At 58.3% G+C, this 6,733-nt stretch carries 5 protein-coding genes; 1 reads left to right on the top strand and 4 read right to left on the bottom strand.

Features of this window, described 5'->3' with window-relative positions:
- The first annotated feature begins 182 nt into the window (after positions 1–182).
- Positions 183–848, top strand: a complete 666-nt coding sequence (locus AB4043_RS09690) for a DUF998 domain-containing protein (protein WP_442302969.1) — start codon at positions 183–185, stop codon at positions 846–848.
- Here AB4043_RS09690 and AB4043_RS09685 read toward each other — a convergent pair.
- The 4 genes from AB4043_RS09685 to AB4043_RS09670 form a co-directional block, all read right to left on the bottom strand.
- Entirely contained in the window at positions 787–1,863 is a 1,077-nt protein-coding gene (locus tag AB4043_RS09685) for an oxidoreductase (RefSeq protein ID WP_442302970.1), read from the bottom strand. The two genes, AB4043_RS09690 and AB4043_RS09685, sit on opposite strands and share 62 nt — an antisense overlap.
- Positions 1,864–2,233: 370 nt before the next feature.
- Positions 2,234–3,928: a hypothetical protein gene (locus tag AB4043_RS09680; RefSeq protein WP_442302971.1), complete on the bottom strand. Its 1,695-nt coding sequence runs from the start codon at positions 3,926–3,928 to the stop codon at positions 2,234–2,236.
- A gap of 373 nt (positions 3,929–4,301) precedes the next feature.
- Positions 4,302–6,065, bottom strand: coding sequence for an MOSC domain-containing protein (locus AB4043_RS09675; protein ID WP_442302972.1), 1,764 nt, complete (start codon positions 6,063–6,065; stop codon positions 4,302–4,304).
- A 55-nt stretch (positions 6,066–6,120) separates the two neighbouring features.
- On the bottom strand, positions 6,121–6,733 hold a 613-nt coding region (locus AB4043_RS09670; RefSeq protein WP_442306952.1), incomplete at its 5' end, for an aldo/keto reductase.

The raw sequence follows: 6,733 nt of genomic DNA, 5'->3' as shown, positions 1-6,733 counted from the left end.
CAGGAGAAATGCTCTAGTGGGTTTTATCGGTTTTTTAGCTACAAATTTGCAGGAATGATTTCAACTTTCGGTTGATACGGAGAGCTTCTGAAGACAAAGGGCCGGAGCCGAAGTAAGCTACTTGCGAGAGAGTTCCGCCTTTCTCTCGTCACTCTAAAACTCGATGCAATCTGGAACGCCTTATGACTCAGGAGAATTCTGTCGCACCTGTTCGGTCCGAGAGCACAATCTGGCCGAACCTGGTCGCCTTCTTCATCTTGTACGCATTCGCAGCCCTGGCCTTATTGCATTTTCTGCGGCCAGACTATACCCCGCGCTCTCACATGATCAGTGATTACGCGGTCGGACATTTTGGCTGGTTGATGCAATCCGTCTTCGTGGCCATGAGCCTTGGCTATCTCTCATTGGCAATCGGACTTCACCGGAGCGGCCTGCGTTCGCTGGTCGCCCGTATCGCGATATTACTGCTTGTGGTGGTATCCATCGGCTTGATCGTCTCCGCGATCTTCCCCACGGACCTGGAGGAGTCTACCGTAAATACTCGCACCGGCAATATCCATACCGCCAGCTTCCTCATTAACGTTGGCGGCAGCATACTCGTTGCGCTACTTTTACCTGTTGCTTACTGGAAACATCCTGGCTGGCGATCGTTTCGCGTGGAGTCGATACTTTGGGCCGCGCTCATGCTCATCGCCTTTTTTATCCAGTTCCGTACGCTGCATCGAGGCGCTCCCTACGGCATTACCAATCGAGCATTTGTCCTGGTCCTTTTCTCATGGATGCTTATCACTGCTTCTCGTATGCGTACGGTTCTGATTCGCCCCACTCTGGCTCCTGCGGCAGTTTGAATTCAAGCGGAAGCGTTCGCTGCTGTTCGCCGGAGTGGAAGGTGGCTTCAAGCACAGCCATAACGGCAAGGGCGTCCCGCGCGGAGACGGGTGCAGGCATGTGGTGAAGGATCGCGTCACGCACACTTTCATAGAACGGCAGTTGGTTGCCGCGAGGCGTGGGGTATTCCACTGTCTCACCCGTGCCGGCATAGAAGACCGCGGGCACAGGATCGATACCGAAGGCCGGATCAAGAGGAGACATGCCTGCCTGCAACTGCGCCTCCTGCGTGTCGAGCCCGTACTTCACCCAGGTGCCTTGCATGCCGTGGAGGATGGAGCGAGGCAGTGAGCCTGAGGCAACGTTCATGGCTTCAAGAACGATGCGCTTGTCCGGATAGCTGAGGATGACGTGCGCCCAGTCATCGGTCTGTCCGCCTTCACGCTGAATCGCGAACGAAGCAGTGATCTGCTGCGGCAGGCCGAAGAAGTGCAGCGCGATATCGATCATGTGTGGGCCGAGATCGAACCATAGTCCCGCGCCCGGGCCGGCGTCCTCTCTCCAGCGCTTGCGCACGACAGGACGGAAGCGGTTCATGTGGCAGTCAAACTGCACGACGCGGCCGAGCACGCCACGCTGCAGCACTTCGTCGATGGCGAGAACTTCGCTCTCCCAGCGGCGGTTATGGAAGACGGTGAGCATACGGTCTTTGCGAAGAGCAGCGGCGCGCAGGTTCTCAGCCTCGGCGAGATCGAGCGTGAAGGGCTTGTCGACCACGACATGTTTACCGGCTTCGAGTGCCGCCATTGCGAGCGGGAAGTGCTCGGTGTTGGGCGTGGCAATGACCACGAGGTCAATCTGTACGTCTGCAATCAGCTCCTGCGGCGTGCAGACACGGACGTCTCCCAGAGCCTCGCGAATCTGATCTCCTTTGGAAGAGGCGACGGTAGTGAGACGCAGGCCGGGGATTGCCTGAATTAAAGGAGCATGAAGGACACGACCAGCGTATCCATAACCGATAAGACCAACGTTCACAAAATCACTCATCATTACCATCGTGCACTATGCGTGGGGGATTCTTCAAAAGAGTGGTGAAGACTGCGGCGCCTTTGTTTGTTACTGATGGCTCCGGTAGCTCCGAAATGACAAACAAAAAGGTGCCATGGCTCTGAGCGCTGTAGGCGCGCTCCATACCAGCCTGGGGTGAAGCCCCAGGTTTCGGGCACATTGAAAACCAAGGGCTGAAGGCCCGCTCTATAGTCCTGCAGGTTCAGAGAATCGATCAGAGCTGTTCACACCGGAGAAATGGCATTGGGAGAGCGAAGACGGGCCCATGTCCCTCGGGGACATGGGGCACCCGGTGCATGGGTTATCTCGAATCTGGCGATGCCCTTGAATTAATCAGTTAAATCGAGAACGGCGATGCGCCATCTTCATCCCAGCTATAGTTCGCTTTCTTCGTTCCACCGTTCTGTTGAAACGTCCAACGCTGTGGCGCATTGGTTTGCAGCATATCGTCCGCGGTAGCAGCAGGAGCTGACGCGGCGATAGCGAAGGCTTCGCGTAGGGCTGCCTTCTGTTCTGCTCCAACCGCGCCGGGTTCGGGAGAGACGATCAGCGCGGTGCCGCTACGTGCCACCACATCGAGCCACATGCGTGTCTTCTCCCACGCGATGGCTTTGGTGAGCGGAACGCAGTCAGCGTCCACGATGAAAAACGTGCGGTTCTGCGCCAGCCGGAAGGCGAGCGTATTGACGCCCATGCGGCGTGTGCGTTCCCAGGCGCGCCCACTGACATCGTCTCCCGTGCGATTCGCCTCAAACAGGCCGGCGGCGAGATGACCGATGGTATTGCAGCCGATGACGACCGTCTGCTCCCCGGCGGCCTCGCGCAGGCCGCGATAGAGGTTGAGCACGATCTCGGCGTTGGTGAGCGAGCGGTCGTTGAAGTGCCAGCTGCCTGTGGTCATCGACGGCCCCATCTCGCTTCCCCAGCCGCCAAACAACTCATAGGTCGAGAAGTCGTGTTTGACCAGGTCGTTGCCCCAGCGCACGGCCTCACGCATGGTGTTGAGCGCGGCTTCGCGAGCCTCTGGAATGGTGGGGTCGTAGGCAAGATCGTTGAAGCGCTCCCGGCGGCGTCCATAACGTGCGTCGGGAAGAAGCAGTTTGCGATCGGCGCCTGTATGCGCTTGCAGCGGCCGAATCCACAAACCCGGACGTGCTCCCTTAGAGCGGATCTGCGATGTCAGCGCCGCCATGTCGGGAAACGCCTGCTTGTTCTGCCAGCCGTCGTCGACAATGGCGAACGGCTTTGGACCGCTGGAGGGAGCAAGCGCTGCGACCAGCTCCGCATCGCGGAGGATGCCTTCCGCTGTGTTCTTGCCGTAGGCGTAGTACCAGTCGTTCGATCCATAGACGGTGGTCTTCGGCAGCCGCGGCGACGGACACATCGTGCGGCAGAAGGCGGATAAGGTGCTGTGGATAGACTCGCCACGTTCTCCGCGACGCGCTATCAGCGTTGCTGCCTTGACTACGCGTGATCCCAGGAGTACGCCCTCGCCGCCGTTGCGCACGTCGAGCCAGAGCGTGATTCCCGCCGCATCGACCTGCCACATTGCAAGGCTCGCCGCACCGGTCTGGACCCCGTAACAGTGCGTGGTGTCATTCTGATGAACGGCGCAGTACCAGGGCAGTGGACGTTCGGCGACGACATTGCGCCAGCCGAGATCGCCATACGAGCGCTCCCACGCATCGCCCAGCACGACGATATCTTCGGGGTGGCGGATGTTCCAGCGAAGACGCAGGTGTGTCACAGCAAGCGAGGGCGCCGCCAGCGATACGACGGTTCCTGTTCCCGCGTTATCGAGCGTGACCACCAGGTCACCTGCCCGCCATTCGCTGCCGGAGCGTGTCAACGGCTGCGCGTTATCCAGACCTGCAAAAGCTGTTATCTGGGCGGGTGTCTCACGAAGGTCGGCGAGGGGCAGCGACGGTCTAGTGCTCTGCGCGCGAAGCGGTACGGCGGCGAGCGAAGCCGAGGCAGTTGCTCCAAGGATGAGGTCGCGGCGACTCAACGATGCGAGGGATGTCTTTTTCACAAGGAGAATTATTCACGAAGTGCGTTCCTTCGTCTTGCAGTCAATTCGGAGAGATGGTTGTTCTTACCAAACGCTGCCTTTAGCGAGGAGGTTCTTGAGACTCCTCGATCGCCTGAACAGGAGGGCTATAGAGCGGGCCTTCAGCCCTTTAACATCTTATGGAGACCGAAACCTGGGGCGTTGCCCCAGGCTGGTATAGAGCGCGCTTTTCCACCCCAATGAACACGTTCATTGGGGACCCCGGCCTTCAGCGCTTGGTGCCATGGCACCCTTTGCTTTGTCATTTCCCCCTACTTGGGTGCCCCACCCTCACGGAGTTAGGGTGGGGTAAGGAATACCCCAAATCTCAAACAACACAAAACGAAGATATCGATTACAAATCCAGATCAACCTGTGATTCCGGCGTCGAACAACAGATCAACGCATTTCCTCCAGCCGGCTGATCCAGCGGATCGGGAGAGTAATGCAGGTCGCCGCTCAGCAGACCGCACTCGCACATGTGGCAGACGCCGGTGCGGCAGGACCATCGGACGGGGACGTCGCAGGCCTCAGCAAACTCCAACAGGCTCCGGAATCTGTTGTCCCACGGCACCGTTAGATTGCTGCGGGTGAATGAGACGAGCGGTCCGTTTCCAGTGGAAGCCGTTGGCGGATGCGGAAGTTTAACCTTGGCCTTCACGACGCCGGGTGTGATAGAACCCACGGAGCCGAAGATCTCCTGATGAATCGCGCTCGTTGGAACAGACAAAGAGCCCAGGTCCCTGGTGATGTCGTTTTGAAACGTAGTAGGACCGCACAGATAGAAATCGGCGTCGAGAGGTATGCCAAGTTTCTGCAAGCGATCAAGGTCCAGGCGCCCTGCTATATCGAAGTCCGTTCCCAGCCGATCTGCAGGATCCGCTTTGCTGTAAACGATCACCGAATGGCTTCCGGGAATGGTTTTCAGCAACCCGCGAGTCTCTTCGGCAAAGACATGCATCTGGGCATTGCGCGTCCCGTAAACCCACCAGACCTCGCGATGAGACGCTGAGCTCTGAGATGCGAGCGCATGCAGCATCGATAAGACCGGAGTCACGCCAATCCCGGCGCTCAGCAGAACGACCGGACGTGTCCCGGAGCGCAGTACAAACTCACCGCGTGGCGCGCTTACTTCGAACATGTCGCCGGCCTGGGTTACGTCCACGATGTATTGGCTGCCCGGGCCGGTATCTCGCTTCACGCTGATGCGATACCTCCCGGCATCGGAGGCACCTGAGATGGAGTAGCTGCGCACCACGGGACGCGAACCCCTGTCCGGGTGAAGACGTAAGACTAGATATTGACCCGGTAGCGCAGCCGGAAGAGGCGAGCCGTCCACTGACTCCAGCACGATGGACTTTACCTCGCTGCTCTCCTGGTGAACCGCGGCAACCCGCAGCATGCGAAAGCCATTCCACAACGGTGGAGAAGAAATGGAAGATGTTAGCCCGGCGTTGCCGTTATGCACGCCCTCCTCATCTGCTTTCAGTAACTCTTCAAGTGAGCCCTTCCATCCACTACTCAGCGCGGGAACCGTCACAGCAACCGCGATGCGTTTAGGATCGTGATTCGGCAGATACAGCAGCGCGTCGACTTCGGCGACCGAAATTCGTCCCGGTCCATCCGCGATCTTTTCAATCTCATCTCCCGCACCAACCTCGCCCTCTGTAATCACGCGGAAGTAGAATCCCGGCCTCCGGTGCGAGATGAGCAAGGCGGCCATCTGGGGATTGTTCATGCGGATGCCTAGCCGGTAACAGGTAACGCGAGGCTGCGTCACCTCAAAGACCGCGTTGCCGATGCTGTATCGATCGCCGATATAGACCTCATCATCTGCAAGACCTTCGACGGTAAAGTTCTCTCCAAACTGCCCGTGCTCAAAATCGTTCCGATTGAGCGCCTTCTCCCAATAGCGATAGGCATCGATCTGATAGACCATGACGGCGCGGTGTTCCCCGCCATGGCCGGCAAGGTCGCCCTGGCCATCGCCATCCAGATTCAATCGCCGCGCAAAGACGCGGCCGGAGACGGGGAGCTTCCAGATTCCGGTACGGACCAGCTTGCCTTGCCATTCGACTTCGCGTGGAAGGCCGACATTGACTGAAAGCAGTTTTGCCACACATCCTCCATTTGCAGCGGATTACCTTATGCTGTCCGAGTCAGCAGCTCTAACATCATCTGCCTTGCGCAATGAAGCCGGGCACGCCGGTGTGCACCACGGAATTGAGCCGTTGTCTTGTCTGAATGCTGTTGATTTGGTTAAACGCGTCTTCAGGAAGGGCGGAGATATCGAAGTTTTCTCTCGCGCGAGCCGCGGTCTTCGGTGTGGTGAGTAAGGCTGTACCGCGTTGGACCGCCCATGCCAGCAGGACCTGTGCCGGTGTCTTTCCAACGCGTGCTGCAATCGCCAGAATGGTCGGGTCTTCCAACGGCCCAGGCCTCAATCCGTGACCCAGAGGTGCGAACGCTAGCAACACGATTCCATTCTGTTTGCAGAACTCGAAAAGTTCTGTCTCCGGTAGATAAGGGTGTGACTCGACCTGGACGACGGCGGGCTTGATTCTTGCTGCTTCGTAGATAGGCCGAAGTGCGTCCAGCGTAATGTCCGATAGCCCGATCGCCCGGCACCTGCCGTGGTCCACGAGAGTCTCCATGGCTCGCCAGGTATCGAGCAACGTCACTCCCTTGTCGTAAAGAACATTGCCGTTTTGATCTCGGGGATCCTGGTCGTCTCCAGGCTGAAACGCGAACGGAGTGTGAATGAGATAAAGGTCGATATACTCATCA

The organism is Terriglobus sp. YAF25, assembly GCF_052113305.1.
Classification (GTDB): Bacteria; Acidobacteriota; Terriglobia; order Terriglobales; family Acidobacteriaceae; genus Terriglobus.
Note: the sequence above shows the minus strand (reverse complement) of the source record. Positions and strands in the feature narration are given on the sequence as shown.